A 26,207-nucleotide genomic window follows, 5' to 3' on the forward strand; every position below is an offset into this window, starting at 1 on the left:
GCACCGGAACTTCCGCCCGCATGAAACCGCGCCTGTCCCGCCTCGCCCTCTGCCTGCTCGCCATGTCGCTGACCGCCACGCCCGTGTTCGCCGCTCCCGCCACGCCGACCGCCGGCGACGGCCGCCTGACCCTGGAAGCGCTGACCGGCGACGCGCCGCTGTCGGGCCCGAGCCTGGTCAAGCCGAAGATCGCGCCCGACGGCAGCCAAGTCGGTTTCCTGCGCGGCAAGCAGCGCGACAAGAACCGCCTGGACCTGTGGGCCTACGACATCGCCAGCGGCAAGACCCGGCTGCTGGTCGATTCCGACGACGTGCTGCCGGGCGAGGAAGTGCTCAGCGACGCCGAGAAGGCGCGCCGCGAGCGCCAACGCATCGCCGCGCTGTCGGGCATCGTCGACTACCAGTGGTCGCCGGACGGCAAGCGCCTGCTGTTCCCGCTCGGCGGCGAGCTGTACCTATACGACCTTGGCAAGAGCGGCAAGGCCGCGGTGCGCAAGCTCACCAACGGCGAAGGCTTCGCCACCGATCCCAAGCTCTCGCCCAAGGGCGGCTACGTCAGCTTCGTGCGCGAACGCAACCTGTGGGTGATCGATCTGGCCGACGGCAAGGCGACCCAGCTCACCCGCGACGGCAGCGACAGCATCGGCAACGGCGTGGCCGAGTTCGTCGCCGACGAGGAAATGGACCGCCACACCGGTTACTGGTGGGCGCCCGACGATTCGGCGATCGCGTTCGCGCGCATCGACGAAACCCCGGTGCCGATCCAGAAGCGCTACGAGGTCTATCCCGACCGCACCGACGTGATCGAGCAGCGCTATCCGGCCGCGGGCGACGCCAACGTGCGCGTGCGCCTGCTGGTCGCGCCGATCGGCCGCAACGGCGGCGGCGCGCCGCGCGAAATCGACCTGGGCCAGAATCCGGACATCTACCTGGCCCGGGTCGACTGGCGCGATCCGCAGCGCCTGACCTTCCAGCGCCAATCGCGCGACCAGCACACCCTGGAACTGATCGAGACCGAACTGGCCAGCGGCAAACAGCGCACGCTCGCCACCGAGACCAGCAAGACCTGGGTGCCGCTGCACAACGACCTGCGCTTCCTCAAGGACGGCCGGATCCTGTGGAACAGCGAGCGCAGCGGCTACGAGCACCTGTATCTGCTGTCCGAAGACGGCCGCCAGGCGACCGCGCTGACCTCGGGCGAGTGGCCGGTGGACAGCGTGCTGGCGATCGACCAGGCCGCCGGGCAAGTGTATTTCGCCGCCGGCAAGGACTCGCCGCTGGACAGCCAGATCTACCGCGTGCCGCTGGCCGGCGGCGCGATCGAACGCCTGTCCAGGAACGACGGCTATCACTCGCCCAGCTTCGCCGACAACGCCAGCGTGTACGTCGACGCCTGGTCGAACCCGACCACGCCGCCGCAGCTGGAGCTGTACCGCAACGACGGCAGCCGGATCGCGACCTTAATCGACAACGAGCTGGCCGATCCCAAGCATCCCTTCGCGCCGTACCGCGCCGCGCAGCGTCCGACCGAGTTCGGCACGATCCCGGCCGCGGACGGCAAGACCGCGCTGCACTACAGCCTGATCAAGCCGACCGGCTTCGATCCGGCCAAGCGCTACCCGGTGGTGGTCTACGTCTACGGCGGCCCGGCCACGCAGACGGTCAAGCGCAGTTGGATGCCGGACTTCAATCAGTACCTGGCCCAGCAGGGCTATGTGGTGTTCTCGATCGACAACCGCGGCACCCCGCGCCGCGGCGCGGCCTTCGGCGGCGCGCTGTACCGCAGGCAGGGCACGGTCGAAGTCGCCGATCAGTTGGAAGGGGTGAAGTGGCTGAAGTCGCAGCCCTGGGTCGAGGGCTCGAAGATCGGCGTCTACGGCTGGTCCAACGGCGGCTACATGACCCTGATGCTGCTGGCCAAGGCCAGCGACCAGTACGCCTGCGGCGCCGCCGGCGCGCCGGTCACCGACTGGGGCCTGTACGACACCCACTACACCGAACGCTATATGGACCTGCCGAAGAACAACCCGGAGGGTTATCGCGAAGGCCGCGTGCTCGAACACCTCGACGGCCTGCGCTCGAAGCTGCTGCTGATCCACGGCATGGCCGACGACAACGTGCTGTTCACCAACTCCACGGTGCTGATGAGCGCGTTGCAGCAGCGTGGGCAACCGTTCGAACTGATGACCTACCCCGGCGCCAAGCACGGCCTGCGCGGGCGCGACGCGCTGCATCGTTTGCGCCTGACCGAGGACTTCTTCGCCCGCTGCCTCAAGCGCTGACCGCGCGCCCCCGCATCGAACGGAATCGACCGCCATGAACGCTCCCCGCCCCGCCCGCGCCGTCGAGAAACCCTGGGTCCAGCGCCACTGGATCTTGCTGCTGATCGCCGCCCTGGCGGTGTCGATCGCGCTGTCGGCCGCGGTCGGGTTGGGGGTGATGTACACCTTCATGTCGTCGATGAAAGACTCCGAGCCCTACCGCGAGGCGATGCGCCGCGCCCAGGCCGATCCGCGCGCGATCGCAGCCCTGGGCCAGCCGATCGAGCCGACCGGGATGATCCTGGGCGCGGTCGAGCAGAAGGACGGCGGTACCGCGCAGCTGTTCATCTTCATCCGCGGCCCGCGCGGCAAAGCCGACGTGCAGGTCGAAGGCAGCTACCACGATCGCGCCTGGGATTACCGGGTGATGCAGATCGACGTCGACGGCAGCGGCGAGCGGATCGATTTGCTGGAGGGCGGGGAATCGGGAATGGAGAATGGGGAATCGTAGAAGCGCGGCCGCGCTCCTGTAGGAGCGGCGTCCCACAGGGACTTCCTCCGGTCGTAAGCCGCGACAACCGAAGCGGTGAAATAACACGCGGCTGGCCGAAGCCATGTCGCTCCATGCCGAACCGCGCCGCTGGCCGGACTTCGGTCGCTGCGCTGACCCACGTCGCTGCGGTGGGTCAGCGCTCATGACCGGAGCAAATCCCTGTGGGACGCCGCTCCTACCGGAGTCCGCGCGGCGAAATGGGCGCGCCATCGCACGCATGACCTTCGGCGCTTGGCCGCGGCCGGGCCAGCGCCGATGCTGGCCGGCAATCATCCACCGGGACCGCCCATGAAGCCGCTCGTCCTCGCCGTCGCCCTGGCGCTGTCCGCGCCCGTCCTCGCCCACGCCGCCGACGCCGCTCCGGCCGCGGCCGCAGCCGCCAAGCCGGTTCCGGCCTGGGTCGCGCAGAGCAACGAATACACCAACATCCTGATCAAGGCCCAGGGCCAGTTCTCGCCCGAGCAGATGTCGTTCTTCGGCGTGCCCGGCTACGACGACAAGGTCAGCGATCTCAAGCCGGAGGTCGGCAAGCGTTTCCGCTCCGCGATGGAACAGGCCAAGCGCGAGCTGCAGGCCAAGCTGGCCGGCGAACGCGACGCCAGCGTGCGCCAGGACCTGGAGATCCTGATCCAGGCCGCCGACGACAACATCGAAGGCAGCGCGCTCAACGAACGCCTGGTCCTGCCCTGGTTCGACGCGCCGCAGACCGTGTTCTCCGGCATGCGCGCCCTGCTCTCCGACCAGACCCCGGCCGAACGCCGCGCGCACGCGCTGCAGCGGTTGCAGGCCTACGTCGGCCTGGCCCCGGGCAGCGAGCCGCTGACCGTGCTGGCGCGGCAGCGCTACGAAGAACGCCTGGCCGACAAGACCCTGCTGCAGCCGACCAAGCTCGAGGTCGAGCAGGCGCTGGGCAACGTCGACACCTACGTCGCCGGGATCCGCAAGCTGTTCGAGAAGTACAAGATCGACGGCGCCGAGCCGGCGCTGAAGGCGATGGAAACCCAGCTGCGCGATTACGGCCAGTGGAGCCGCAGCGCGGTGCTGCCGAAGGCGCGCAGCGACGCGCGCCTGCCGCCGGAACTGTATGCCTATTCGCTCAAGCAGTACGGCATCGACGTCGATCCGCAGTTGCTCATCCGCCGCGCCCAGGTCGAGTTCATGGAGACCCGCGCGGCGATGCGCCAGCTGGCGCCGCTGGTCGCGCAGGCCAAGGGCCTGAAGGTGGCCGACCCGCACGACTACGTCGCGGTGATCCGCGCCTTGAAGAAGGACACCATCCCCAACGATCAGCTCGAATCGCGCTACCGCAAGATCATCGACGCGATCGATCCGATCATCCGCAAGGAACAGATCGTCGACGTGCCGCAGCGGCCGATGGTGATGCGCCTGGGCAGCGAGGCCGAGTCGGCCGCCCAGCCGGCGCCGCACTTCCTGCCCGCGCCGCTGGTCGGCAACACCGGCCAGCAAGGCCAGTTCGTGCTGCCGGTGGCGGTGCCCAGCGCCGGCGGCAAGGCCCTGCACTACGACGATTTCAACTACGAATCGGCGGCCTGGACCTTGTCCGCGCACGAGGGCCGCCCCGGCCACGAACTGCAGTTCACCGCGATGGTCGAGCGCGGCGTGTCGCTGGCGCGCTCGATGTTCGCCTTCAACTCGGTCAACGTCGAAGGCTGGGCGCTGTACGCCGAGGCCGAGATGGTGCCGTACGAGCCGCTGGACGGGCAGCTGATCGCGCTGCAGTTCCGCCTGCTGCGCGCGGCCCGCGCGATCCTCGACCCGATGCTCAACCTCGGCCTGACCGACCGCGCCAGCGCCGGCAAGGTGCTGGCCGAGCAGGTCGGCTTCTCCGAGGCGATGACCAAGCAGGAGCTGGACCGCTACATGTTCAACGCCCCGGGCCAGGCCGGCAGCTATTTCTACGGCTACAGCCGGATCCTGGAGCTGCGCATGGAAACCGAACTCAAGCTCGGCGATCGCTTCGACCGGCTCAAGTTCAACAACTTCCTGCTCGACCAGGGCATGCTGCCGCCGGGCCTGCTGGCCAAGTCGGTGCGCGAGGATTTCGTGACCAAGCAGGACAAGCGCTGAGCGCACGGTAGCGCCCGGTGATTGAAGCGAAGGCCGCGGCGAACACCGCGGCCTTCGTCGTTACCGCGATACCGCTCAAGTCCTTGTAGGAGCGGCGTGAGCCGCGACCGCCGCAGCGGCTTACGCAAGCGCAGCCACCGAAGCCCGGACAGTCGGACGCCGGTGCGTCGGGCGATCCGGCTTCGGCTGAACGCGTGGTATTCCACCGCTCCGGCTGTCGCGGCTGACGCCGCTCCTACAGGAGAAGCGAAGCGCCGCTCAGTACATCAGCGCCGGAGTCACCGTCTTCAACGCGAACACCGACCAGGCCGTCGCCGCGCAGGCCAGGGCGAGCGCGACCGCGCAGATCCGGCGCAGGCGGTGCGGCGGCGAGCGCCACAGGCGGTAGGCGTAGACCAGGGCGACGACCGCGGTCGCCGCGCTCGCCAGCCCCAGCAGCTGCGCCAGGCGCAGCCAAGCGTCGAGCCCGCCGTCCAGCATCCGCACCGAAGCCTCGATCCGCGCCAGGATCCACGCCCACAAAGCCGCCAGCGCGAGGTTCGCGACCACCCCGGCCTGCAGCCAATGCCGCCAGCGCAACGCGCGCGCATCCAGCCCCAAGCCGCGATGCACCCGCCGGCGCACCAGCGCGGCGACCGGCCACAGCAACGCGGCCGCCAGTTGCACCGCCAACGCCGCCGCCAGCGCGGGCAGCATCCAGCCCGGCGAACGCCAGGCCGGCACCGGCTGCAGCCACATCGCCGCCGGCACGTCGTCGCTGCTCACCGCGACCACCCGGGTGCCGCGCAGCTTGGCCGCGAGCAGGCTGTCGCCGCCGACCTCCTGCCACAGGTACGGGCCGACCTCGCGCCAGCGCTTGGGCCGGCCGTCCGAGGTGCGTAAGGTCGAAACGCTGACCGTGGCGTCGTCGTGGACGCGCACGCTCGCGCCTCCGAGCAGACGGGCGATGGCGAGGAAGTTGCTGGCCGAGCTGCGGCTGTTCTCGTAATGCCCGGCGATCTGCTCGCCGTGCAGGCGCGCGGTGGCCAGGGTCGGCCGCGCCGGTGCCGGGCTCGGGAAATAGCGCCGGATCACCCCGTCGACCAGGTCGCGGTGCAGCGCGCGGCCGGCGCGGCCCGGGCCGCTGGCGGACACGAACAGGCCGACGCCGTGCTCGGGCAACAGCACCAGCATGCTCTGGAAGGCCTCGGTCGCGCCGCCATGGCCGATCGCCAGCGGACCGCGGCCGTCGCGACGGAAAAAGCCCAGGCCGATCGCGTCCAGGCCGGCGATCGGCCGCCACGCCGCCGCATGCAACTGGCGCAGGCTGTACGGCTGCAGCAGCGCGGCCTGGCGATAGCGGCCCGCATCGAGCTGGGCGCTCATGAACGCCGCCATGTCCTGCGCGGTCGCCGACAGGCTGCCGGCGGGCGCGGGATTGACGTACTCGAAACCGATCGGCGCCGCGCCGGCCTGGGCATAGCCCTGGGCCAGATCGGCGGCGAGCCCCTTGGGCAAGGGCTGGCGGAAACTGGAATGGCGCATGCCCAGCGGCGCCAGCACCCGGCGCTCGACGTAGTCGTCGAACGGCAGTCCGGACACCCGCTGGACGATGTAGCCGGCCAGCGCCGCCCCGTAGTTCGAGTACGCCGGCACGGTGCCCGGCGGGTAGATCCTGCGCGGCTGCACTTCGCGCAGATAGCGTCCCAGCGGCAGCAGATGCGCCGCGTCGCGCGCGAACAGATGCTTGGTCGATTCCTCGAAGCCGGCGCTGTGGGTCATCAGCTGGCGCAGGGTCGCCGGCTTGCCGGCGTAGTCGCGGATGCGGAAATCCAGGTAGCGGTTGACGTCGGCGTCGAGGTCGAGCTTGCCCTGCTCGACCAGTTGCATGACCGCGGTCCAGACGAACAGCTTGGACACCGAGCCCGGCCGCACCAGGGTGCGCGCCGGGTCCATCGGTTTGCGCCGGGCCAGGTCGGCATAGCCATAGCCCTTGGACAGCAGGACCTGGCCGTCGCGCACCACCGTCACCACCGCGCCGGCCAGGCCGCCGCGGGCCAGCGCCGACGGCACCAGGCCGTCGACGTAGGCCTCCAGGTCCGGTGCGGTCAGGGCCGGCTGCGGCGAACGCGCGCCCGGCTCGAGCAGGATCGCCGCCGCCAACGCCGAGGCATCCGCCGGCGCCGGTTCGGCCAGCGCCGGCGGCAAGTCGGTGGGCAGCTCGATTGGCAACTCGATCCGCGCCGGCGCGCGCGCGGCGCCGGCTTTCGGCGTCGCGATCACGCCCAGCGGTTCGGCGTACGGGTCGATCGCCTCGGTCGGCGCCGGCGCGCTCGGCGCGCTCGGCGCGATCCGCGCCCCGACCGGCGCGGTGCGCAGCGGCACCGCCGTGGGGGTCGCCGGGAAGGCGTCGGGCGTGGCCGCGACCGGCGCCGGCGCGTTCGCGGCCGCCGGCGGCGGGTCGGGCCGCACCTCGGCCGGGTCCACCGGCCGCGGCGCGGTCTGCGCCCAGGCCGCGCTCCAGCACAAGCCGGCGCCCAGCAACGCCGCCAACACCCTGCCCTTGTTCGCTCTCGCCTTCATCCGTCCCCCGCAAGTCCTCGGCGCCGATCCGCGCGCGGTGCCGGCCGGCACGCGACGCGCTGTGATGGCGATCAGATACCGTCCGCAACGCCGCGCGCAGTGTACGCGCTCGCCGCCTGCGCTCCGCACGGCCGTTCGCGCCGCGCACGGATTTCGCCTTTCGCAAAATAGCTTGCGCCTGCGTACAGCGCCGTCGGTCCCCGCTTGGCAAGCCCCCTGCGGCGCGCCTAGAGTCGTTGCAGGCAACCTTTACGGCCGCTCCCATGCCCGCCATGCGCAGCAAGCACGTAACCGCCGTCGCTCCCGCCGCTCACAATCCCGGCGTCGCCCTGCGCGCGCTGCGGCGACAGCGCGGCTGGACGCTGGCCGAGATCGGCGCGCGCACCGGCTTGCCGATCTCGACCTTGTCGAAAATCGAAAACGGCAAGATGTCGTTGAGCTTCGACAAGCTGACCCGCATCGCGCAAGGGCTGGAAGTCGACATCGGCGAGCTGTTCGCCGCGCCGGCGGCGAGCGGCAACGACCAGTTCGCCGGCCGCCGCAGCATCACTCGCGCAGGCGAGGGCTATGCGATCCGCAGCGAGCATTACGATCACCGCTATCCCGCTTCGGAGCTGCTCAACAAGCGCCTGGTGCCGATCATCGTCGATGTGCATGCGCGCAGCCTGGACGAGTTCGGCGAACTGATCCGCCATGCCGGCGAAGAGTACGCGATGGTGCTGGAAGGCAGCGTCGAGATGCACAGCGAGCTGTACGCGCCGATGCGCCTGGAAGTCGGCGATTCGATCTATTTCGACAGTTCGATGGGCCACGCCTACATCGCCGCCGCGCCCGGCCCCTGCCGCCTGCTCGCGGTGTGCTCGGGCAACGAGAATCATCTGCGCGCGGCGCTGTCGAACCGCTACCCCATCGAGACACCCCGCGAGACGCCGCGCGAGGCGCGGCCGCAGCGGCTGTCCGGCTGAACGGCCGCGCGGGCCCAGACCGCGCGCACGCCGGGCGGCGAATAGCCGTCACAGCGGCCGCAAACGGCGGTCACGGCGGCGGATTTTCCCGATCGGAAAATTCGTCGCGCGCGCTTTCATGACGCGCTTTCATGATCGGTCGCGACAGCGCCGCAACGCGCCGGCCGCCAGCAGCCAGGCCAGCACAGCCTCGCGTTCGGCCCGGCCGCCGCGGCGCGGGTCGCGCAGCGCCTCGGCCACGGTCGTCGCAGCGCCGGTCCGCAGCCGCGCCAGCAAGGCCCGCGCCGCGCTCGCCTCGCCGTCCAGGCGCAGGCCGTGGCCGTCGGCGGCGAAGCGCCAGCCGCCGGCCTCGCGCCGCTGCAGCAGCATGGCGTCGCGGCGCAGGACCAGCCGCGCCGAGCGCGCCGACAGCGCGACCCGGCGCAGCGCCGGCACCGGCTCGAAGCCGCCCGCCGACCAGCGCTGCAGCGATACCGCGGCGGTGCGCGCGCTCAAGGCGTTCGCCCGCGCCGCGTCGGCGACCAGCGACAGCGCCGCCTGCAGGGCCGGCGGCAGACGCGCCGGCAGGCGGTCGCCGGAGGGATCGGCGCGCGGCCATAGCGCCGGCAGGTTCGCCGGCATGCGCGCGCGCAGCAGCGAGGCGGCCGGGTCGACCAGGGACGCGGCGCGGCCGATGTCGACCAACAGGTCTTCCAGGTCGTACACCGGCCGATGCTCGGTGCGCGGAATGCCGATGTTGACGCTGGTCGACACGCCGCCGCCGACGCTTTCGCCGACGTGGTAGTAGTCGGCCGGCCAGTACAGCAAGTCGCCCGGGCCGGCCTCGACCAGGAACGAAGTCGCCAGGTGCGCGCGGTAGTCCGGCAGGGTCGACACCGCCTCGGTCCACGGCTTGCGCGCCCAGAAGCGCATCCGCTTGCGGCCTTCGACCGGCACCATGAAGGTGGCGAAGCGATCGCGGTGCACGCCGACCGGGGTCGACTCGTAGTTGCCGTGGAACAAGGTAGTGATCGCACCGGTCAGCGGCAGCCCGGTGCGCCGCCACAGCGGAGCGAAGAACGCGCGCTCGCGCCGCCACAACGGCGCGTGGTAAGAGTGGAAGGCGCTGATCACCAGGGCGTAGCGGCGCGCGCCCAGCGTCGCCAGCATGCGCTCGCGATAGCCGGCCAGCGAGCCGTCGCCGGGCTGCGGCATCCACGGCGCGGGATCGAGTTGCTGCAGCCGGCCCAGCGTCACCACCGCATTGTCCGGCTCGCCCGGCAGGCGGGCGCGGCTGCGCCGGGTCGCGGCCAGGGCGCTGCGGTAGACCTCGGCCAGGCGGAACGGGCCGCCGCGGGCGAGCGCGCCCTTGAACAGCACCGGGCGGCGGTCCCAGTCCTCGTCGGCGAAGACCTCCCAATCCAGCGCGTCGCGTTCGATCGGCGCTTGCGGCGGCAACTCGGGCCGCGCGGTTTCCGGCGTCGCGCGCTCGAACGCTACGGTTTCCGACGTTGCGGTCTCCAACGATGCGCGCTCGAACGATCCGTTCATGCCGGCACCCGCTCGCGCTGGATCGCGCGCAGATCGTGCAGCCTTTGCAGCAACGCGAGCAGGCCCGGATCGACACGCCGCCGCGGACCGGCGCACAGTTGCGCGACCGTGGCCGGCGCGCCGCCTTGCAGCGCCTGCAACAGCGCGTCCACGCGCGGATGCACCGGCATCGAGAACGCATGGCCGTTGACCGCCCACCACTCGCGCTCGCCGTCGGCCAGGCGCAGCAAGGGGCTGCGCCGGTCCAGGCCGACCCGGTCGGCGGGCGCCAAGGGCTCTTCGCGCGGCGCGGGCACCGGTTCCAGGCCTGCGGCGCTGGCGCGCGCGGCCCAGCTCGCACGCAGCGCGCGCTGCAGATCGCCGCCGGCCACCGCCGCGCGCATCTGCGCGGCGACCTGCTGCAGCGGCGCGATCGCGGCGCGGCCGCGCGGCGGGAAGTCGAGCATCGCCACCTGCGCCTGCTCGCCGAGTTCGGCGTCCACCAGTTCGGCCAGCACATCCTTGACCGCCACCGCCGCTGCTTCGCCGCCGACCGGCACGCTCACCGCCAGGCCCAGGGTCGGGCCGAGATCGGCCTCCTCGACCCAACCGGCTTCGGGCCAGTACAGCGCCTCGCCCGCGACCGCGCGCAGGACCCGCGCCGGCGCGCCCCCGGCGCGCGGACGCGCGCGCCAGCAGCGCACTTCGCTGCCGCCCAGCAGCGGCAGGCGCAGGCTCGCCGCCGCCGGTTCGAAGCGCGGCCCCAGCGTGCCGGCGTCGGCCTCGCCCAGCCACAGCTCGGCGGTCAGCGCCAGGCTCGGCTGTCCGAAGCGCTCGAACAGCCCCGCCAGCGCCTCGCGCGCTTGCGCCCACAGCGCGTAGTCGAGGAACAGCGGCTGGGTCACCCGCAGTTGGAAACCGCGCCCGTCCAGGCGCGCGCGCACCCGCGCCACATAGCCGGCCGCATCGGCATCGTCCGCGCCGGGCAACAGATCGCCCGGTGCGCGCATCCAGCCGCCGTCGACGTAGAAGCGCACGTCGGGCAGGGCCAGGAAGCGGGTGCCGGCGCGGAACGGTTCGGCCGCACGGCGCACCAGCGCGTAAGCGCTCGCGGGGTCCAGGGCCGGCGCCGCGCCCGCCAGGCGACAGGCGCGGCGGCGCCAATGCGTCTGCAGGCCGCTCCAGTCGATCGGCGCGCTCATTCGCGCGCCGCCGCGAACTGGCCGTGGATGCGCGCGGCGTAGTCGGCCAGCGGCTCCAGCCCCATCGCCCGGCGGCGACGGTCGACCTCGCGCGGACGTTCGATCGGGCAGGGTTCGAAGCCCTCGTCGCGGCGACGGAACTTGGTCCCGTAGCGCTGCTTGCGCCCGCGCTGCACGCGCAGGGCGTCGGTCAGATAGGCCAGCTCGCGCAGGCTCATGTCGCCGTCGCGCGCCGCCGCGGCGATCAAGCGCAGGCAACGGTCCTGGAACGCGCGCGGCCCGTCGGCGTGCTGGAGCAGACGGCAAGCCGCTGCGGCCGCGGCGTCGCCGACCCGCGCGCGCCCCGGCCAACCGTGGCGTTCGACCACCGCCTGCAGCCAGGCCATCGACTGCTGCACATGCGCCTGCAACTGCGCCTCCAGCGCGGCGTCGGCGAAACCGCCGTCGGTCCACGGCGTGCGCAGGGCCGCATCGATGCGGTCGATGCGCAACAACCGCTGCGCTACTGCGCCGGCGTCGTCCTGGTTCGCCTCGTCTTGATTCGCCTCGACCGCCTCGACGGGCTGCGAAAGCGCCTCCACCCGCAGGCTCACCTCGTCGCCCTGCCAGCGGCAGACCACGCGCCGGTCCTGACGCGCCCAGTCGAAAGCCGCTTCGCCGTCCTGCGCGCCCAGCCAGTGCAGGCGCACGCCCAGGCGCGGATCGTGCAGTTCGCCGCAGCGGCCGTGCGCGGCGCTCAGATCGGGCACCACATGAGCGACCGCATCGCGAACCGCCACCGCCAGGTCGAGCAAGTCGAAGCCTTCGCCACGACGTCGCGCCGGCTGCGGATTGAGCCGTTCGCGCGGCTGCGGCAAGGCGCCGCGCACGCGCAGCGCCGGGCCGCTGGCCGACGGCGGCCGCATCAACAGCGGCGCATCGCCGTCCAGTCGGGTATAGAAATACGGCACGTCGCCGCAACGAAGTTGCGCGCGTTCTCCGGCGATGTAACCGCGCAGGTCCGGCGCCGTCGCGGCGTGCGGGTCCAGCGCGGCGGCGTATTCGGGCGTCGGCCGCAGCAGCACCCGGGTGCGGCGCCCGCGCAGGCGCGTGCGCAGCGCCGCGCGCAATTCGTCGCGATGCAGGTGCAGGCGCATCCACAACTCGAACAGGCCGCGCAGGAACTCCAGCGGATAGGCGCCGTAGCCGACCCGGCCGGCGCGATCGGCGACCAGGCCGGGCGCCTGCTCGCGCCGCCACGGCCGCGCCACCGCGCGCAGTTGCGCGCCGCCGTCGTCGCGGTCGAAGAAGGCCCAGTCCGGTCCCTCGCTGTCGCCGCGCGCGGCATCGCGTTCGAACCCGGCCGGATAGCGGCCGCGATCGCGTTCGCCGACGGTCAGCCCGGTGTCCTCCAGCCGCTGCACCGGAAACAGGCAGACCTCCAGGTCCACCGGCAGCAGTTGCGGCCGGCCCTGGCGCAGCCCGCAGACCAGGTTGCCCGGCCCCAGGTCGACCAGGCCGAGGCCGAAACAGGCGCCGGCCAGGGCGCCGGCATCGCGCCACAGGCGCCGCGCCTGGGCGCGGCCCAAGCGCGTCGCACGCAGGCGGCGGCCGCGCAGGCGGCCGTAGCCCGGCGGCGGCGCGATCCATTCCTGCCACAGGTAATCGCGGTCGCGACCGCGGCCATGAAAACTGTTCAGCGTCGGCAGCCGCACCGCACCGGGCCCGCCGGCCAGCGCGTTGATCCAGGCGAATACGCCGTCGTCGCCGAGCAGGGCGATCTCGGCATCGGCCGGACGCGGCTTGTAGGCCAGGACCACGCCGTTGGCCCAACTCGCGCGCAGCACGCGCTGGCCGCCGTGGTGGGTTTCTTCCGGATGCGCCCACAGCGCCGTCACCGGGCCGTCCACGCCGGCGTGCGCGGCTAGCGCGCCGCTGCGCAGATCGCGCGCCAAGCGGCGCGCAAACGCTCCCAGGAACCGGCGATGGCGCTCGCGCAGGGCGCGCAGGCGCGCGGCCAGGCGCGACCGGCGCGGCGCCAGGCACCAGTGCAAGGCCAGGTCCAGCACCGGCGCGTGCAGTTCGCCGTTGTCGAGCGCGAGCGCGGCCGGCCGCACCCGTGCGGCGTGCGCGCGCGCCAGCGCGGCGCAGTCGCGGTCGAGCGCATCGAGGAAGGCCAGCCACGGCGCCAGGCGCGCATCGCGCAAGGCATCGCCGATGCGGCGCGCGGCGCGTGCGCCGCGCCAGGGGCGCAGCGGAACCAACAAACCGTCGTCGCCCAGGCGCGCGCGCGGCGGCCACCACCAGGCGATGCCGCCTTCGGCGACCGCGGCCAGCAACCGACGCGCGGCGGGCGATGCCGGCGCGTCGACGGCCCCGGGCGCGGGCGGCAGATCCAACAAGGATTCGCTCATCGGGCCGCGTCGCCGCAACCGCGACGACGCGGCCGGCGCGAGGCGCCGGCCGCGGGGCCGATCACGGAATGCAGTAGATGCGGCGGCAGGTGGCCGGCACGAAGCTCGCGCCTGCGGCGGCCTGCTTGCGCAGTTCGCCGATCGCCAGCGCCGGCACGGCCTGGCGCTGCTTGGTTGCGGTGGACGGGGCGGGCTTGGACTTCTTCATCTTCATCGGACCATCTCCTTGGGCAGGTGACGAGCCGCGACGCGGGCGCGCCGCGGTCAGGGGCGCAGGATCAGACGCAATAGATGAAACGACTGCACGAACGCGGCGCGTACGACGCCGAAGCCGGGATCGGCTTGCTCAACGGCTGCGGGGTCGGTTCGAGCTTGACGCGGGTGGCCGGCGCAACGGCCGGCGCGGACGCTTTCGCGGTGGCGGCTTGCTTCACGGTGGCTCTCCTTGAGTACGCGTTGGAACGCGCGGAGCGGCACCGTCGGCGACTCCGCGCACGAACGCTTCGCGGCGCAACGCGCGTACCTCCGTACGCCCGCGGCGAAGCGTCCCGACTCTAGCCCATGCCGACGCCACGCCCGCCAGCGGGCGCGCAAACCGTGAGCGGCTTCGCAAGCTTCGCCCCGGCGTCGGATCGGGCGCGACCGGGGCCGCGACCGCTGACGATGATGGAAAGCCTGGAAAACAAGGGAAATACGCCGGCGGCCAACGCCGCGATGACCGATCGGACTATGTGCGCCCGCAGCATCGCGCCACGCACCGCTTTCCCGATTCCCGATTCCCGATTCCCGAATCCCGAATCCCGAATCACCGAATCCGCTCGAGCATCCGCCGATTGCCGATCAGTTGCGCCCAGCGCGCGCCGATGTCGCTCATGCATACGTAGGCGGCCTCGCCGGCCAGGCGCAGCAGCATGCGCGGGCTCAGCCGCAGGCGCGGCTCGGCCGCGCACAGCTCCCAGTCGTAGCCGAGCTGGCGCGCGAACAGGGCGCAGCGCGCCAGGTGATAGCGGCTGCTGAGCAGGGTCACCCGCGTACGCATGCCCTCGCCGAGCAGGACCCGCGCATTGCGCAGGTTCTGCAGGGTGTCGCGCGATTCGGCTTCCAGCCGCAGCGGCGCGTCGGCCGACAGGCCGCGTGCGAGCAGGCCGGAACGGGCCAGTTCGGCTTCGGTCGGCTCGTCGTCGGCGCCGCCGCCGAGCAGCACCACGCTGGCCGGCGGACGCTCCCGCCACAGCGACACCGCGCGGTCCAGGCGCGCTTCGAAATCGTGGTCCAGGCGCCCGCCCGGCGCGTGCTTGCCGAACAGCAGCACGCATTCGCCGCGCTCGGGCTGGCACGGCGCATTGCGCGCCACCCGCAGCACGTGGACGAAGTAGCCCACGTAGACCAGGCCGGCGCTGAGCACGCAGGCGGCCGAAGCCACCGCCGCGACGTGCAGCACGTCGCGGTCGCCGAACAGCGACAGACGATGGGACAGGCGACTGCTCATGCGATGCGGCGCGGAAACCTCGGCGACCCCTGTGGACGGAACCCGGATGCGGGGACCGGCGCGGCCGCTGAAGCGTTCACCGCGGCGGGCCGGTGCGATCCGGCGGGGCGGACGGCCCCCTCGCTATACTGCCGTCGGTCCCCTTCGCCCGATTCTACCGACTACGTGACGTCCGTACCCGCTCCGATGCCGCCGCTGGCGGTCCGCGCCTATACCGCCACCACCGCGCTCGGCCGCGGCCTGGAGGCCCAGGCCCAGGCCCTGCGCGAGCGCCGCAGCGGCCTGCGCCGCAACGATCTGGCGCCGCTGGCGCCGGGCGAGGCGCCGCTGGACTGCTGGATCGGCCGGGTCGACGGGCTCGAGGACGCCGCCCTGCCGGCGCATCTGGCGCCCTGGGAGTGCCGCAACAACCGCCTGGCCTGGCTGAGCCTGCAGGCCGACGGCATTCAGGCGGCGATCGCCGAGGTCGCAGCGCGCCACGGCGCCGAACGGGTCGCGGTGATCATCGGCACCTCGACCTCGAGCATCGGCGCGACCGAAGAGGCCTATGCCGACCTCGACGGCGACGGCCGCTTTCCCGCCGGCCTGGCCCGGCCCGGGCTGCACACCCCGCATTCGCTCGGCGCCTTCGTCGCCGCGGCCACCGGCCTGCGCGGCCCCTGCGTGACCGTGGCCACCGCCTGCTCGTCCAGCGCCAAGGTCTTCGCCCAGGCCGCGCGCCTGATCGGCGCCGGGCTCGCCGACGCGGCCCTGGTCGGCGGCGTCGACACCTTGTGCGGCAGCGTGCTGTTCGGCTTCAACTCGCTGCAACTGGTCTCGACCGCGCCGTGCCGGCCGTTCGACGCCGACCGCGACGGCCTGTCGCTGGGCGAAGCCGGCGGCTTCGCCGTGCTCGAACGCCTCGACGCCGGCGAAACCGCGCCGTTGCGGCTGTGCGGCTACGGCGAATCCAGCGACGCCCACCACATGTCCTCGCCGCACCCGCAGGGCCTGGGCGCGCGCCTGGCGATGGCCGACGCCCTGGCCCGCGCCGGCATCGGCGCCGACCGGGTCGGCTACCTCAACCTGCACGGCACCGCCACCCCGGCCAACGACTCGATCGAGGCGCTGGCGGTGGCGGCGCTGTTCCCGCCGTCGCTGCACGCCGGCTCGACCAAGGGCTGGACCGGGCACACCCTCGGTGCCGCCGGCATCGTCGAATCGGCGATCGCCCTGCTCGCGCTGGAACGCGGCCACCTGCCCGGCACGCTCAACAGCGCCACGCCGGATCCCGGCAACGGCCCGCAGATCCGCTTCGACGACGCCCGCACCGAGATCGCTTACGCCATGAACAACTCCTTCGGCTTCGGCGGCAACAACTGCTCGCTGGTGTTCGCCCGCGCATGAGTTCCACCGCCACGCAAGCGCGCAGCGGCGCGTCCCCGGTCTTGAGCGCGATCATCGAAGGCGTCGGCTACTGGAGCCGCGGCCTGCCCTCGTGGGCGGCGGCGCGCGAATTCGTCGCCGGCGCCGAGGCCGCCGAAGCGGCGCCGGGCCGGCCCTCGCCGCAGCTGCTGGCGGCGAACGAACGCCGGCGCGCGCCGGACACGGTCGCGGTGGCGCTGGAAGTGGCGCTGGCCGCCTGCCAGGACGCCGGCCGCGATCCGGCCACGCTGCCGTCGGTGTTCGCCTCCAGCCACGGCGACATGGCGATCACCGACTACATGTGCGCCACCCTCGCCCGCGAGCCGCGCACGATTTCGCCGACCCGTTTCCACAACTCGGTGCACAACGCCGCCGCCGGCTACTGGACCATCGGCGCCGGCTCGATGCGCCCGGCGACCGCGATCAGCGCGCTCGAGGCCAGCTTCGCCCAGGGCCTGATCGAAGCCCTGGCCCAGCTCGCCGCCGGCGACGAGGCGGTGCTGCTGGTCGGCTACGACGGCGCCGCGACCGGGCCGCTGCAGGACGTATCGCCGAGCCAGGGCCTGCTGGGCGCGGCCCTGGTGCTGGCGCGCGCCGCTACGCCGGCGCGCGGACCGCGCCTGCGCGCCTGGCTGGACCAGGCCGGCGACGGCGACGCGGCGCCGGCCTCGGGCAAGCTGTCCGTCCGCGAAACGGGCAACGCCAGCGCGCCGATGCTGGCCTTGTTCGACGCCCTGGCCTGCGGCCATGATCGCCTCGCCCTGCCGGCGGGCGCCGGCCGGATCCTGCGGCTGGAGCTCGCCCATGACTGATCACGCCGCCGCACCGGGCCACAGCGCCGATCGGCCGCGAGCCGCGCGGCTGGACCGCAACAACGTCGCCATCGTCATTCCCGCGCTCAACGAAGCCCTGCGCATCCGCGAAGTGGTCGAAGGCGCGTTGGCGCAGTGCCCGCACGTGATCGTGATCGACGACGGCTCCGACGACGGCACCGGCGAACGCATCGCCGACCTGCCGGCGACCGTGCTGCGCCACGCCCAACGCCAGGGCAAGGGCGCCAGCCTGCGCGACGGTTTCGCCGAAGCCCTGCGCCGCGGCTTCCTCGCCGTGGTCACCATGGACGGCGACGGCCAGCACGCGGCCGACGACATTCCGCGCCTGATCGACAGCGCCAACCGCCATCCCGGCCACATCGTGATCGGCGCGCGCCTGCGCAAGCGCGCCGCGCAGCCGACCTATCGCCGTCTGGCCAACAATTTCGGCGACTGGGGCGTGGCCTGGGGCACCGGTTACCAGATCGCCGACAGCCAGAGCGGGCAGCGCCTGTACCCGGCCGAGGTCATGGCCCTGCGCGAGGTGCCGGGCGAGGATTTCGTGTTCGAGGCGCAGATCCTGATGTCGGCGGCGCAGCAACTGGGCACGCGCTGCGTTTCGGTGCCGATCGAATCGCGCTACCAGACCCAGGATTCGGACGAGCAGTTCCGCGCCAGCCACTTCAAGCCGCTGCGCGACTTCAGCCGGATCACCTCGCACATCGTCCTGCAGTGCCTGCGCCGCGGCGGCGTGCCGGCGATGTACCGCCGCATCCGCGCCAATCCGCCGCTGATCGACGACCCCAGCGGCGAATTCGCCAGCGCGCCGGCCAAGGTCCAGGCCAACCCGCGCTGAGGCCTGGCGCCCGGCTCAGGGCCGCGGCGGCGGGCCTTGCGGGCCCGGATCGCTCAGCGGCGGCGGATCCAGCACATAGATCGCCACGCCGTGGCCGAATTTCTGCCGCGGACTGATGTCGATGCCGACCCCGCCGCCGGTGTAACTGCGCCCGCCGACCCGGCCGGCGCCGACGCTGACTCCGCCGCCGCCGTAACCGTCTTCGGTGCCCTGGAACAGCACGCCGTTGGCGCCCAGCTTGGCGGCCTCGTTGCGCAGCTTGCCGATCACCGAATCCATCTTGTTCTGTTCGCCGTAGGTGAACGGGCCGCTATTGCTCTGCAACAGGGCGATCTCCTCGTAGCGGCTCGGCGGCGGGGCGAAATACACCCGCACCTGCGCCACCGGCACCGGCGGCCGCGGCCGGCCGGTCAGGACATGGGAGCTGGCGCAGGCGGCGAGCATCGGCACCAACGCCGCGATGACGGCAAGTCTGCGCATGAGGACAGCTCCGTGGATGGCTGCGGCCATCCTACGACGGTGGGCGCTGCGGCGCGATGAAGCCGGATCCGTCAGCGCCGGGGATTCAACCGCGCGTCGGCCGGCGAACCTCGGGCCGGGCCGCAGGCGCGAATCGCTTGCGCTGGCGCTTTGGCGCGGCCGGCGAGGGGCAACGATCCGGGCCCCCGTGTGTGCGCTCACCGGCGCGGCGGCCTCGGCTCAGCCCATACCGCCGTTGATGCCAATCACCTGGCCGTTGATGTAACCGGCGTCGTTCGAACACAGGAACGCGACCAGGGCCGCGACCTCGTCGGCGCGGCCGGCGCGGCCGGCCGGCACCATCTGCTTGATCGCCTCGGGCGGGAACGCGTCGGCGGCCATGCGTCCTTCGATCACGCCGGGCGCGATCACGTTGACGGTGATGCCGCGGCTGGCCATCTCCCGCGCCAGCGATTTCGATGCGCCGTGCAGCGCGGCCTTGGCCGCGGCGTAATTGCTCTGGCCGCGGTTGCCCAGCACCGCGGCGACCGAGGACACGCTGACGATGCGGCCCCAGCGCGTGCGCGCCATCGGCAGCAGCAAGGGCTGGGTGACGTGGAAGAAGCCGTGCAGGGACACGTCGATCACCCGCGTCCACTGCGCCGCGCTCATGCCGGCCATCGGCGCGTCGTCGTGGATGCCGGCGTTGTTGACCAAGCCCTGGATCGGACCGTCCTCGAGCAACCGCTCCAATGCCGCGCGCGCGGCCTCGCCGTCGGCGACGTCGAAGGCCACCGCCTCGGCCCGGCCGCCGTCGGCGCGGATCTGCGCGGCCAGCGCTTCGGCGCGCTCCAGGCCGGCGTTGGCGTGCACGATCACCTGCCAGCCGTCGCCGGCCAGGCGACGGCAGATCGCGCCGCCGAGATCGCCGCTGCCGCCGGTGACCAGGGCGCGGCGCGGCGCGGAAGGCGGCTGGGACATGCGGGCGGCTCCGATCGGTAAAGGCCGATTGTCCCCGGATGGAGGCGGGAGGTGAAGCGTGGTCCGGGAGCGAGTGGCCGGAAGCGAGCGACGAACGTAGAGGAGTGAGAAGTGAGCAAAGCCACCGGCATCTACCGCCCCGGCTTTTCCTCACTCCTCGCTCCTCGTTTCTCTCTTCTCGCTCCTGGCTTCAATCCGGCACCGCGAACCCCGCCGGATACGGCGGCGCGCCGCGTCCGTGCCGGCATTCGATCTGGTCCAGATCGTGGACGATCGCCAGGCCGTCGTCGCCGCACTGCAGGCGCTGCTCGCCGCACCACAGCGCCCAATCGCGCTCTTCTTCGTCGGCCTCGTCCGGGTCCGGGCCGTCCAGCGCCAGCACCCACCATTCCAGCCGGCGCCGCGCGCCCGGCCGTCGGCGCAGGGCGGCGCGATGGACGAAGTCCAGTTCCGCCGGACCGCTCGCGGCCGAGGTTTCCAGCCAGGGCAGGAAGGTCGCCAGGCGCGCGCCGGCGACGGCGTGCATGTCGACCCAGCGGTCGGCCAGCATGTCTTCGTCGTAGGGTCGGTCGCAGCGCTCGATCCAGTGCAGCCGCGCGCCCTCGCGCTGGGCGAAGTTCAGGCGCAGGCGGAAGCGGTGGCCGACGCTGCCGTCCTCATGCAGGGCGTGCGGATCCTCGAATTGGAACTGGAACGGCATCGGCGACGGTCTGCGGCGGGACTACCCACGCAAACGCCGCGTCGCCGCCGGCGTGAACGCCGCGCTCAGTCGCCGCGCGCCATCACCGCGGCGCGGCCGCGGGCGATCGGTTCGCTGCGATGCAGGATCTCGAACTCGTACTGCCAACTGTCCGCGCCCGCAGCGAGCTGGCGCGCGCGCCCTTCCAGCGCGCCGGGCAGGTCGTCGATGCGCGCCAGCCGCAGCTCGACCCCGCGCAGCGCCACCAGCACGCCCGGCCTGGCCCGGCCGCCCTGCGCGCGCGCCAGCAAACCGCCGTGCACGGCCATCAGCTGCGCGCCGTACTCGCATAGATGCACCGCATGCAGGCGCCCGCCGCTGCGCAAGGGGTGGGCCGGATCGCGATGGCCATCGCTGCGCGCGACGATGCGTTCCTCGTCCCATTCGGCCACTGCTTCCCACAGGCACATCAGGCCCTGGTGCGGGATCAGCGCGGCGATGGCTTCACGCGTGCGCATGCGCGTCCTCCGCCGCGGCCGCCGGCTCGCGCACGATCAGCAGGGCCAGTACGAAATTGAACGCTACGCCGAGCGCGACCGTCGCGCCGATCGCGCGCAGCACCGGAATCGAAGACAGCGCCAGCAGCGCGAACACCATGAACGTGGTCAGGCTGCAGACGATCACCGCGTGCAAGGTGCGCAGTTGTTCATTGCGGTCGTCGCCGGCGTGGTCGAAGAACAGCGCGTAGTCCAGGCCCAGGCCGGCGGCGAGGATCAGCGAGACCAGGTGGAACAGGTTGAGCTCGACCCCGGCCAGGCGCAGCACGGCCAGGATCAGCAGGGTGGTCAGTGCCATCGGCGCGAGCACGCGCAGCACCCGTCGCGGCGAGCGCAGCGCGATCCACACCGCCGCGGCCAGCAGCACCGCGGCCAGGGCCAGCGCCATCAGCACCCGGCCGCGGTAATCGGCGACCAGCGATTCGGAGGCCTGCTTGAGGTCGAGCAACTGGCCGCCGTGGCGGCGCGCCGCCGCCGCGACCGCGACCGGATCGGCCAGTCCGGTCAGCGAGACCAGCGCGGTGGCGTGGCCGGGGCGCTGCAGCAGCAGGCCTTCGACGCTGACCGCCAGCGGCGTCCCGGCGAGGTCGCGCGCGCTCAGCGGCGGCGCCTGCCGCGCGCGCTCGACGTCGGCGAGAAAATCGGCGAAGGCGTCGCTGCGGAACGGCGTGGCGGCGAGCGCCGTCTCCAACGCTGCATCCAGCGCGGCGGCCTCCGGCAGACGCTGCTGGCGTTCGCGCTGGGTCCTGGCGCTGGGCAGGTAACGCGCGGCCAGGTCGTAGCCGGCGATCGCGCCTTGTTGGCGCAGCGCGGGCAGTTCGGCCATCAACGCTTCGGAGGCCTGCAGCGCGGCTTCGGCGTCGCCGCGTTCGATCGCCACCACGTAACGCACGTCGGGCGCGCCGAGCTCCTCGCGCAGTTGCGCGTCGCGCGCCAGCGCCGCGGCCGGCACCGGGGTCAGCTTGGCCAGGTCGTTCTGCCAGAACGGTCCCGGCACGAACACGATCGCCGCCAGTGCCAGCGCCGCGATCGAGGCGCTGCCGGCCAGGCCGATCCGCGGCCAGCGCGCCAACCGCGTCCAGGCCCGCGCCAGCCACGGCGAACCGGCGGCGTCGCGCGGCGCGGGGTCGATCAACGCCGGCAGCGCGAAGCGCGTGGCCAGCGCCGCGGTGGCCAGGCCGACGATGGTGAACACCGCCAGCTGCTGCAGGCCGTCGACGCCGGACACGAAGAAGGTCAGGTAGGCGATGCAGGTCGAGACCACGCCGGTGCCCAGCGTGGGCCACAGGCTGCGCGCGCTGGCCCACGGCGACAGCCCTGGCCGCTGGTGGCTGAACAAGTGGATCGGATAATCCTGGACCACGCCGATCAGGGTGAAGCCGAAGGCGACGGTGATGCCGTGCACGCCGTCGAACATCGCCGCGACCGCGCCCAGGCCGGCCAGGCCGGCGGTCGCCAGCGGCAGGCCGCCGAGCAGCGGCACCTTCCAGCTGCGGTACGCCAGCCACAGCAACAAGGCGAAGACGATGCCGTCGATGGTGCCGATCAGGCTGGCCTCGCGCTGGGTGCGGCCGCCGATCTCGACCGAGAACGCGCCCGGGCCGCTGATCGTCAGCTGCGCCGGGCTGCCGCCGCGGGCTTGCGCGAACGCGCTGCGGATCGCCTCGATCGCCTGCTGCTGGCCGGTGGGATCGAAGCCGGCGGCGCGGGTTTCCACCGCCAGCAAGGCCTGCCGCCCGGCGCGGTCGAACCACACCCCGTGCAGGGTCTGCGGCGCCTGCGCCGGTTGCCAGGCTTCGGCCAGGCGCAGCATCTCCAAGGTCGGATCGCTGGGCAGCAAGGGCTCGATCAGCTCGCCGGCGGGCGAACCCAGGTCTTGCAGCCGCTGCTCGAGCTGGTCGCGCAGGTAGTCGGCGTCGAAGGCCTGTTCGTCCAGGGTCGGCGACAACAGATAGCGATACGGGCGCAGGCGCTCGGGCACCGCGTCCAGGCCTTGCCCGGCGCCGTTGGCGACCAGCTTGAATCCGGGCTGCGCCGCCAGCGTGTCGCGCAACGCCGCCGATTGCGCGGCCAGGGTCGCCGGATCGTCGCCGTCGATCGCCAGCAACAGCAGGCGCGAGCCCGGGCCTTCGCCGAGTTCGTCGATCAGCAGTTTCTGCGCCGGGGTCTGCGCGGTCGGCATGAACCGGCGCAGATCGCCGCTGAGCTGCAGGCGCTGGCCGATCGCCCAGCCGGCCACGGCCAACGCGGCCAGCCACAGCAGGGCCAGCCCGATCCGGCGCGCGGGCGTCATCAACGCGCGGCGCCGTGGCCGCGGCACAGGGCCGCGAGCTGGCTGGCGTCGGCGACGTTGGCAGCGGCGCGCGCCGCGCTGGCCAGCAGGGTGCGTTGCTGCTCGTTGCCGCGCGCGGGCCGGGTTTCGATGCAGCGCAGTTCGTCGTCGCGGCCGAGCAGCACGATCTCGCGCACCCGCGCCGCCAGCCCGGCGTCCTTCGGGATCAGGCTGATCGTCCATTGCCGGCGCGTGCCTTCGGCGGCCAGGCGGTAGTGCTGCTCGAGCAGGGCGCGATCGCCGCCGAGCAGGGCGCCGAAGCTGGCCTGCAACGCGACCAGTTCGGGCGCGCGCGCCAGCGAGAAGCGCTTGGCCGGCTTGTTCGGGCGGACCACGCTGACCTCGCCCTGGCCCGGCTTGGCGCCGGCCTGGATGGTGGTGGTCTCGGCATAGGGCGCGCGCACCTCGCGCACCAGGGTCGCCGCGTCGGGACGGCGGTACTCGCCGGACAGGCGCAGCGGTTGCTTGAGCAGGGCCGAACCGCGCACTTCGACGAAGTCGGTGCGCGCCGGCGCCGGCTGCGCCAGGCGCGGCAGGATCCAGGCCGGATCGGCCGGCGCGGCTTCGGCCGGCGCGGCGGCGGGCGCCGATTGCGCGGCGCCGGCCTCAGTAACCGGAGCGGCGTGCAGCGACGCCGCGGCGCACAGCAGCGCCAGCGTCCACAGGCAGGGCTTGATCGTCATCGGCATGCCAGAAATCGTAGAAGTTGAACCAGTTATAGGGCGCGCTGCGGGTGTGCAGCTGCAGCCGCTCGGCGTAGCGCTGGACCAGCGCGGCCAGGATAGCGGGGCGGTTATGCCGCTCGATCGCCACACCGTCGCTGAACGCTTCGAAGATCAGGTCGTAGCGCGGGCCGCCGCGGTACAGGCCGAAGGCCAGCACCACCGGCACCTTCAGCGCGGCGGCGATCAGCCACGGCGCGCTCGGGAACGGCGCCGCGGCGCCGAGGAAGGAGGCGGCGACGCTGGGCTCGCCGGGGCCGACGCGGTCGACCAGCAGGGCCACCACCGCGCCCTCGTCGGTGGCCTGCTTGATCGCCAGCACGATCGAGGGCCCGTCCTGGCCGGCATCGATCACGGTGCAGGCGATGTGCGGATCGAGCGTGTCCAGCAGCTCGGTCAGCGCCGGGTTGTGGCCGCGGTCGAGCAACACCCGCAGCTTCATCCCCGGGCGTTGCCGCGACAGCACCCGCAAGGCCTCGAAGCTGCCCAGGTGCGAGCCGAACAGCAGCAGACCCTGGCCGCGGTCGAGGTGGCGCTCCAGCGCGTCCAGGCCGCTGACCCGGATGTCGAACGGCTGCATCCGCCCGCACAGCAGGTACAGCCGGTCGAGGATGGTCGCGGCGAAGGTGTGGATGTGGCGGGCGATGTCGAGCAGACCGGGGCGGCGGTCGAGCACCCGCGCCAGGTAGGCGCGCGAGGCGCGCCGTTCCGGTCCGCGCACGGCCAGGAAGTAGGCCACGATCGGGTACAGGGTCAGTCGCGCCAGGGCGCGGCCGCCGCGGCTGGCGACGAAGGCGATCGCGCGGAAGGCGAGCCGGCCGCCGCCTTCGGGACGCTGCTTCCAGTGCGCGCTCATGCGCCGGCTCCATCGGCGACTGCTTCGCCGCTGGCGATCAGTTGATCCTCGCGCCGGACCCGGAACCGCCAGCGTCCGGGCCCCAGCGTTTCCAGCTCGATCTGCGCGTCCTGCTGCGGCAGCAAGGGCTGGACGAACTTGACCTGCGGCAGGCGCAGGCCGGGCAAAGGCCCGTGCCCGGCTTCGATCGCCTCGATCACCCGCTCCAGCACCACCACGCCGGGCACCAGCGGCCGCCCCGGGAAATGGCCGGGCAGGCAGGGATGATCGGAATCGACGGCGAAATGCATGAGGATCGGAGCGGCGAGGAACGATGGATCGGAAGGCAAGGATAAAGCACCGGCCGCAGCGGCCGCGTGGAAATGCGACCGCCGCCGCTTGCCGCGCGGCCCAATGTGTGGCGAGGCCGATCCGGCGGCGCGGGCCGGGCCCGCTGCCTTTAACGCCGAAACTCAGGAAAACAGGTCGCGCCAGAAACGCGGGCCGAGCCGGGCCATGCGCCGCAGGAAATCGAAAAAGCCGGTTTCCGGGCGCTGGACGAACAAACGCCGCCGGACCAGGTACTCGGCGGCGAACAAGCCGCCGACGATTCCGTAGTTGAGCAGGTTGGCGAACCAGGACCATTGCTCCTGGGTGATCGCGAAGGCCGGGGGATGGCCGAGCCGGGCCAGCAGGCCGTCGGGCACGGCGATCGTCGCCAACGCGCCGTTGATCAGCGCCAGCAGCAGCAGGACCGCCGCCCACAGCGCGGTCAGGCGGCGGGTGTAGCGGTACAGCGGCGGCGCCAGCGCGGCCGGCGCGCAGTCGTGCAGGGCGGCGACGATGCGGGTGATCAGCGCCTCGCGCGGCGCGCGCAGGCTGCGCCCGAACCACCAGCCCAGCCAGGCGTTGAACAGCATCGGCGGCGCCAGCAACAGCATCTGCGCCAGCGGCGTGCGTGCGGCCAGGCCCAGCGCCACGGCCAGCGCCAGCACCAGCGCCCACACCGCCGGGCGCAGGGCCAGCAGGCCGTCGATGGCGACGAACACGATCAGGTCGGCCAGGGCCAGCGCCGCGACCCAGCCGCCGCCGTCGTGGCTGGCCCAATGCGCCAGCAACGGATAGGCGATGGCCAGCAGCAGGCGCGCCGGGGCGCTGAACGAAGAAGCGGTCACGGGGCGGCGGCTCGCGGCCGGAGCAGACGGTGGACGACGGCGGCGGACGCGCCGCTCAGGCGGCGCGGTGCTGCTCGATGTGGCCCGACAGCGCGCGCAACGAGGCGAAGATGCGCCGGTTCTCGTCGTTGTCCGAGCGCAGCTGGAAGCCGTAGCGCTTGCTGATCGCCAACGCCAGTTCGAGCGCGTCGATCGAATCCAGGCCCAGGCCGTCGTTGAACAGCGCCGCTTCCGGATCGATCTGCTCCGGCGCCACGTCCTCCAGGTTCAGGCTCTCGACCAGCAGCTGCGCCAGTTCGCGTTCGGCAGGGCTTTGTTCAGACATCGGGACGATCCGGTGGGGCTAAGGCGAAGGGCGGTCACGATCCGCCAT

The 26,207-nt window shown here is 72.7% G+C and carries 23 protein-coding genes; 7 read left to right on the plus strand and 16 right to left on the minus strand.

Annotated features, from left to right (window positions below; all coding sequences use genetic code 11):
• Positions 1–20 precede the first annotated feature (20 nt).
• From K4L06_RS05390 to K4L06_RS05400, 3 genes are all read left to right on the plus strand, one after another.
• Entirely contained in the window at positions 21–2,282 is a 2,262-nt protein-coding gene (locus tag K4L06_RS05390) for a S9 family peptidase (RefSeq protein WP_221670426.1), read from the plus strand.
• Positions 2,283–2,316: 34 nt separating this feature from the next.
• The gene (locus K4L06_RS05395; RefSeq protein WP_221670427.1) at positions 2,317–2,772 is read left to right on the plus strand and encodes a cytochrome c oxidase assembly factor Coa1 family protein; all 456 of its coding nucleotides are present in this window, start codon (positions 2,317–2,319) and stop codon (positions 2,770–2,772) included.
• Positions 2,773–3,102: 330 nt separating this feature from the next.
• On the plus strand, positions 3,103–4,902 hold the full coding sequence (locus tag K4L06_RS05400; protein WP_221670428.1) for a DUF885 domain-containing protein: 1,800 nt from the start codon (positions 3,103–3,105) through the stop codon (positions 4,900–4,902).
• A gap of 258 nt (positions 4,903–5,160) precedes the next feature.
• On the opposite strand, the gene K4L06_RS05405 is transcribed toward K4L06_RS05400, so the two are convergent.
• Positions 5,161–7,464: a serine hydrolase domain-containing protein gene (locus K4L06_RS05405; protein WP_221670429.1), complete on the minus strand. Its 2,304-nt coding sequence runs from the start codon at positions 7,462–7,464 to the stop codon at positions 5,161–5,163.
• Positions 7,465–7,727: 263 nt separating this feature from the next.
• Here K4L06_RS05405 and K4L06_RS05410 point away from each other — a divergent pair, with 263 nt between their 5' ends.
• Complete coding sequence (locus tag K4L06_RS05410; RefSeq protein WP_221670430.1) at positions 7,728–8,429, plus strand: XRE family transcriptional regulator; 702 nt, start codon at positions 7,728–7,730, stop codon at positions 8,427–8,429.
• Positions 8,430–8,558: 129 nt separating this feature from the next.
• Here the strand turns inward: K4L06_RS05410 and K4L06_RS05415 are convergent, their stop codons facing one another.
• The 5 genes from K4L06_RS05415 to K4L06_RS05435 all read right to left on the minus strand — a co-directional run bounded on the left by K4L06_RS05415 (position 8,559) and on the right by K4L06_RS05435 (position 15,022).
• Complete coding sequence (locus tag K4L06_RS05415; RefSeq protein WP_221670431.1) at positions 8,559–9,959, minus strand: cupin domain-containing protein; 1,401 nt, start codon at positions 9,957–9,959, stop codon at positions 8,559–8,561.
• The gene (locus tag K4L06_RS05420; RefSeq protein ID WP_221670432.1) at positions 9,956–11,140 is read right to left on the minus strand and encodes a hypothetical protein; all 1,185 of its coding nucleotides are present in this window, start codon (positions 11,138–11,140) and stop codon (positions 9,956–9,958) included. Before K4L06_RS05420 ends, K4L06_RS05415 begins: the two co-directional genes overlap by 4 nt.
• Complete coding sequence (locus K4L06_RS05425; RefSeq protein ID WP_221670433.1) at positions 11,137–13,533, minus strand: DUF4135 domain-containing protein; 2,397 nt, start codon at positions 13,531–13,533, stop codon at positions 11,137–11,139. Before K4L06_RS05425 ends, K4L06_RS05420 begins: the two co-directional genes overlap by 4 nt.
• 61 nt (positions 13,534–13,594) lie before the next feature.
• Complete coding sequence (locus K4L06_RS05430; protein ID WP_221670434.1) at positions 13,595–13,747, minus strand: hypothetical protein; 153 nt, start codon at positions 13,745–13,747, stop codon at positions 13,595–13,597.
• Positions 13,748–14,338: 591 nt separating this feature from the next.
• On the minus strand, positions 14,339–15,022 hold the full coding sequence (locus K4L06_RS05435) for a YdcF family protein (protein ID WP_221670435.1): 684 nt from the start codon (positions 15,020–15,022) through the stop codon (positions 14,339–14,341).
• A gap of 186 nt (positions 15,023–15,208) precedes the next feature.
• Between K4L06_RS05435 and K4L06_RS05440 the strand changes: the two genes are divergently transcribed.
• The 3 genes from K4L06_RS05440 to K4L06_RS05450 are packed head-to-tail and all read left to right on the plus strand — an operon-like array spanning position 15,209 to position 18,094.
• Positions 15,209–16,408: a beta-ketoacyl-[acyl-carrier-protein] synthase family protein gene (locus K4L06_RS05440; RefSeq protein ID WP_221673527.1), complete on the plus strand. Its 1,200-nt coding sequence runs from the start codon at positions 15,209–15,211 to the stop codon at positions 16,406–16,408.
• A complete protein-coding gene (locus K4L06_RS05445) occupies positions 16,405–17,238 on the plus strand; it encodes a beta-ketoacyl synthase chain length factor (RefSeq protein ID WP_221670436.1) in 834 nt (277 codons plus the stop codon). The genes K4L06_RS05440 and K4L06_RS05445 overlap by 4 nt, the downstream gene beginning before the upstream one ends.
• A complete protein-coding gene (locus tag K4L06_RS05450) occupies positions 17,231–18,094 on the plus strand; it encodes a glycosyltransferase family 2 protein (RefSeq protein WP_221670437.1) in 864 nt (287 codons plus the stop codon). Before K4L06_RS05445 ends, K4L06_RS05450 begins: the two co-directional genes overlap by 8 nt.
• Positions 18,095–18,109: 15 nt before the next feature.
• Here the strand turns inward: K4L06_RS05450 and K4L06_RS05455 are convergent, their stop codons facing one another.
• The 10 genes from K4L06_RS05455 to K4L06_RS05500 all read right to left on the minus strand — a co-directional run bounded on the left by K4L06_RS05455 (position 18,110) and on the right by K4L06_RS05500 (position 26,159).
• Entirely contained in the window at positions 18,110–18,574 is a 465-nt protein-coding gene (locus tag K4L06_RS05455; protein ID WP_221670438.1) for a DUF4156 domain-containing protein, read from the minus strand.
• 219 nt (positions 18,575–18,793) lie between these two features.
• Complete coding sequence (gene fabG, locus K4L06_RS05460; protein WP_221670439.1) at positions 18,794–19,534, minus strand: 3-oxoacyl-ACP reductase FabG; 741 nt, start codon at positions 19,532–19,534, stop codon at positions 18,794–18,796.
• Positions 19,535–19,724: 190 nt separating this feature from the next.
• Positions 19,725–20,234, minus strand: coding sequence for a hypothetical protein (locus tag K4L06_RS05465; protein ID WP_221670440.1), 510 nt, complete (start codon positions 20,232–20,234; stop codon positions 19,725–19,727).
• A 65-nt stretch (positions 20,235–20,299) separates the two neighbouring features.
• Positions 20,300–20,731 (minus strand): phosphotransferase, encoded by a 432-nt coding sequence (locus K4L06_RS05470; protein ID WP_221670441.1) that lies wholly within the window; start codon positions 20,729–20,731, stop codon positions 20,300–20,302.
• A complete protein-coding gene (locus tag K4L06_RS05475) occupies positions 20,718–23,063 on the minus strand; it encodes an MMPL family transporter (protein ID WP_221670442.1) in 2,346 nt (781 codons plus the stop codon). Before K4L06_RS05475 ends, K4L06_RS05470 begins: the two co-directional genes overlap by 14 nt.
• The gene (locus tag K4L06_RS05480; protein WP_221670443.1) at positions 23,063–23,791 is read right to left on the minus strand and encodes a LolA-related protein; all 729 of its coding nucleotides are present in this window, start codon (positions 23,789–23,791) and stop codon (positions 23,063–23,065) included. The genes K4L06_RS05475 and K4L06_RS05480 overlap by 1 nt, the downstream gene beginning before the upstream one ends.
• Positions 23,709–24,680 carry an acyltransferase gene (locus K4L06_RS05485; protein ID WP_221670444.1) on the minus strand — a complete coding sequence of 324 codons (972 nt, stop codon included), beginning with the start codon at positions 24,678–24,680 and terminating at the stop codon, positions 23,709–23,711. The genes K4L06_RS05480 and K4L06_RS05485 overlap by 83 nt, the downstream gene beginning before the upstream one ends.
• A complete protein-coding gene (locus tag K4L06_RS05490; RefSeq protein ID WP_221670445.1) occupies positions 24,677–24,970 on the minus strand; it encodes a hypothetical protein in 294 nt (97 codons plus the stop codon). Before K4L06_RS05490 ends, K4L06_RS05485 begins: the two co-directional genes overlap by 4 nt.
• Positions 24,971–25,132: 162 nt before the next feature.
• Positions 25,133–25,834, minus strand: a complete 702-nt coding sequence (locus K4L06_RS22715; RefSeq protein WP_343225729.1) for a ketosynthase — start codon at positions 25,832–25,834, stop codon at positions 25,133–25,135.
• Between the two features lie 55 nt (positions 25,835–25,889).
• Positions 25,890–26,159 (minus strand): phosphopantetheine-binding protein, encoded by a 270-nt coding sequence (locus K4L06_RS05500; RefSeq protein WP_221670446.1) that lies wholly within the window; start codon positions 26,157–26,159, stop codon positions 25,890–25,892.
• Positions 26,160–26,207: the final 48 nt, after the last annotated feature.

The organism is Lysobacter sp. BMK333-48F3 (assembly GCF_019733395.1).
Taxonomy (GTDB): Bacteria; Pseudomonadota; Gammaproteobacteria; order Xanthomonadales; family Xanthomonadaceae; genus Lysobacter.

Excerpts from the sequence above, each read along its gene's own strand:
- K4L06_RS05390 (WP_221670426.1), top strand. The coding sequence starts at position 21 with ATGAAACCGCGCCTGTCCCGCCTCGCCCTCTGCCTGCTCGCCATGTCG.
- K4L06_RS05395 (WP_221670427.1), top strand. The coding sequence starts at position 2,317 with ATGAACGCTCCCCGCCCCGCCCGCGCCGTCGAGAAACCCTGGGTCCAG.
- K4L06_RS05400 (WP_221670428.1), top strand. The coding sequence starts at position 3,103 with ATGAAGCCGCTCGTCCTCGCCGTCGCCCTGGCGCTGTCCGCGCCCGTC.
- K4L06_RS05405 (WP_221670429.1), bottom strand. The coding sequence starts at position 7,464 with ATGAAGGCGAGAGCGAACAAGGGCAGGGTGTTGGCGGCGTTGCTGGGC.
- K4L06_RS05410 (WP_221670430.1), top strand. The coding sequence starts at position 7,728 with ATGCCCGCCATGCGCAGCAAGCACGTAACCGCCGTCGCTCCCGCCGCT.
- K4L06_RS05415 (WP_221670431.1), bottom strand. The coding sequence starts at position 9,959 with ATGAACGGATCGTTCGAGCGCGCATCGTTGGAGACCGCAACGTCGGAA.
- K4L06_RS05420 (WP_221670432.1), bottom strand. The coding sequence starts at position 11,140 with ATGAGCGCGCCGATCGACTGGAGCGGCCTGCAGACGCATTGGCGCCGC.
- K4L06_RS05425 (WP_221670433.1), bottom strand. The coding sequence starts at position 13,533 with ATGAGCGAATCCTTGTTGGATCTGCCGCCCGCGCCCGGGGCCGTCGAC.
- K4L06_RS05430 (WP_221670434.1), bottom strand. The coding sequence starts at position 13,747 with ATGAAGATGAAGAAGTCCAAGCCCGCCCCGTCCACCGCAACCAAGCAG.
- K4L06_RS05435 (WP_221670435.1), bottom strand. The coding sequence starts at position 15,022 with ATGAGCAGTCGCCTGTCCCATCGTCTGTCGCTGTTCGGCGACCGCGAC.
- K4L06_RS05440 (WP_221673527.1), top strand. The coding sequence starts at position 15,209 with ATGCCGCCGCTGGCGGTCCGCGCCTATACCGCCACCACCGCGCTCGGC.
- K4L06_RS05445 (WP_221670436.1), top strand. The coding sequence starts at position 16,405 with ATGAGTTCCACCGCCACGCAAGCGCGCAGCGGCGCGTCCCCGGTCTTG.
- K4L06_RS05450 (WP_221670437.1), top strand. The coding sequence starts at position 17,231 with ATGACTGATCACGCCGCCGCACCGGGCCACAGCGCCGATCGGCCGCGA.
- K4L06_RS05455 (WP_221670438.1), bottom strand. The coding sequence starts at position 18,574 with ATGCGCAGACTTGCCGTCATCGCGGCGTTGGTGCCGATGCTCGCCGCC.
- fabG (WP_221670439.1), bottom strand. The coding sequence starts at position 19,534 with ATGTCCCAGCCGCCTTCCGCGCCGCGCCGCGCCCTGGTCACCGGCGGC.
- K4L06_RS05465 (WP_221670440.1), bottom strand. The coding sequence starts at position 20,234 with ATGCCGTTCCAGTTCCAATTCGAGGATCCGCACGCCCTGCATGAGGAC.
- K4L06_RS05470 (WP_221670441.1), bottom strand. The coding sequence starts at position 20,731 with ATGCGCACGCGTGAAGCCATCGCCGCGCTGATCCCGCACCAGGGCCTG.
- K4L06_RS05475 (WP_221670442.1), bottom strand. The coding sequence starts at position 23,063 with ATGACGCCCGCGCGCCGGATCGGGCTGGCCCTGCTGTGGCTGGCCGCG.
- K4L06_RS05480 (WP_221670443.1), bottom strand. The coding sequence starts at position 23,791 with ATGCCGATGACGATCAAGCCCTGCCTGTGGACGCTGGCGCTGCTGTGC.
- K4L06_RS05485 (WP_221670444.1), bottom strand. The coding sequence starts at position 24,680 with ATGAGCGCGCACTGGAAGCAGCGTCCCGAAGGCGGCGGCCGGCTCGCC.
- K4L06_RS05490 (WP_221670445.1), bottom strand. The coding sequence starts at position 24,970 with ATGCATTTCGCCGTCGATTCCGATCATCCCTGCCTGCCCGGCCATTTC.
- K4L06_RS05500 (WP_221670446.1), bottom strand. The coding sequence starts at position 26,159 with ATGTCTGAACAAAGCCCTGCCGAACGCGAACTGGCGCAGCTGCTGGTC.